General features: G+C 47.8%; 2 protein-coding genes. Both read left to right on the top strand.

Going from position 1 to position 1974, the window contains the following annotated elements:
• Window positions 1-218 precede the first annotated feature (218 nt).
• Window positions 219-470: a helix-turn-helix domain-containing protein gene (locus J1785_RS01360; protein ID WP_129953732.1), complete on the top strand. Its 252-nt coding sequence runs from the start codon at window positions 219-221 to the stop codon at window positions 468-470.
• Between the two features lie 3 nt (window positions 471-473).
• Complete coding sequence (locus J1785_RS01365) at window positions 474-1769, top strand: type II toxin-antitoxin system HipA family toxin (protein ID WP_129991097.1); 1296 nt, start codon at window positions 474-476, stop codon at window positions 1767-1769.
• The last annotated feature ends 205 nt before the right edge of the window (window positions 1770-1974 follow it).

The raw sequence follows: 1974 nt of genomic DNA on the forward strand, positions 1-1974 counted from the left end.
GCATGAGGTGGCCCCGGGGGGCAAATTACAGCTTATAAGGTGTATTTATTTTTAACAGTTTACAGACTGTATTTTACTTTTACAGATACCTCATCTCTTGGGTAAGCGCTCCAGTTTATCCTCCCTGAAGGATATTTTAGATTCATCTGCCACAGCGGATAAAAATTGATTTATCCCTTATGGCGGATATAATGAAAAAATCCGCTTGGGAGGATAAAATGAACATTACCTCAACAAAAATGCTGGCAAATGCACTGCGTAATGAGCGTAAAAAGCGCAAACTCAGCCAGAGTAAAACGGCTGAGACAATCGGCCTGAAGCAGTCAACGGTTTCAGAGTTTGAAAATTATCCGGATGGTACCCGTCTGGAGACTCTGTTCAAGTTATTGGCGGCGCTGGATTTAGAGCTACAGATCACGCCAAGGGATATCAATCCCCAGGAAAAGAGTTCCTGGGATCAGGAGTGGTAATACATGGATAAGTTAACGCTCGCATTAAATGGCATTACTGTCGGTACGCTGGAAAAAGGCGGCAGTGGTGAAATGTCATTTATTTATCATCAAAGCTGGCTCACTCGCCCCGGAGCCCGTGCCATCTCGTTATCATTACCTCTTCAGGCAGATAAATTCCGTGGCGCGGTGGTATACAACTTTTTCGACAATCTTCTGCCCGATAACGAACAAATACGCAGCCGTATTCAGGCGCGTTTCCAGATCCCGACTAAACAACCTTTCGATTTGCTGTCGCGAATAGGCGGTGATTGCGTCGGTGCGATCCAGCTCTATCCTGAAGGTGCTCCGGTTACGCCTGTCACTGAAATTCATGCCCAACCGCTTGGCGAAAAGGATATCGAGCAGCTTTTGCAGGGATATAAGGATGCACCCTTGGGCATGGAGGCTGACATTGAAGATTTTCGCATTTCTCTGGCCGGTGCGCAGGAAAAAACGGCACTGCTCTGGTATCGCGACCAGTGGCATCGCCCGCAGGGAAGTACGCCCACCAGCCATATTCTTAAACTCCCCATCGGTTACATTGCCAACAATGGCATCGATTTAAGTGAGAGTGTGGAGAATGAATGGCTGTGTCTGAAAATAGCGGAGCAATTCGGATTTCCGGTCGCACAGTGCGACATTGCCTGCTTCGGTACGCAAAAAGTCCTGGTTGTCGAACGTTTCGATCGTCGCTGGTCGAAGGATGGCTCCTGGCTGATGAGGCTGCCACAGGAGGATTTTTGTCAGGCGTTAGGCGTCGCCCCGGCATTGAAATATGAGGCTGATGGCGGCCCCGGGATTGCGCGCTCAATGAAGCTCTTGTTAGGTTCTCAACGCGCAGGAGGGGATCGGGACATGTTTTTTAAGAGCCAGATCCTCTTCTGGATGCTGGCTGCTATCGACGGTCATGCTAAGAATTTCAGTGTTTATATCGAGCCGGGTAGCGCATACCGTATGACACCGTTTTATGACGTGATGTCAGCATTTCCTCTGATGCATCCAACAGGTATTCCGGCGAAGAAAGCCAAAATGGCGATGGCGGTACTCGGCAATAACCGGCATTTTCACTGGGACAGGATCCTGCCCCGTCATTTTGTCTCAACGGCGCAACGGGTCAGTTACTCGCGAGAAAACGTGTCGAATATGATGATGGAAATGAAGGATAAAACTGAACAAGTGATTACAGAAGTGGAATCCATGTTGCCCGCTGATTTTCCAGCAAAAATCAGTCATGCAATTTTTGAAGGCCTTCGGCGTCAGGCTGCGCGATTGCCTTAATCCCCTAACAAAAAAGCCCGCCGGTCTGTGCGGGCCCGGCGATTTTATTTTGTAAATTCAACTTCTTCCTCCCTGAATATGTAAAATGAAACACTCACTTTCTATTTCATCGATAGCAGTTTTTCGTAATTAGGATAAATATACGGAATTTTTTCGGTACTCCCATCAGGATAAATCGCCGAAAAATCCCTATCCTCTGTTTGGT

The organism is Rahnella perminowiae, from assembly GCF_019049755.1.
GTDB lineage: Bacteria > Pseudomonadota > Gammaproteobacteria > Enterobacterales > Enterobacteriaceae > Rahnella > Rahnella perminowiae.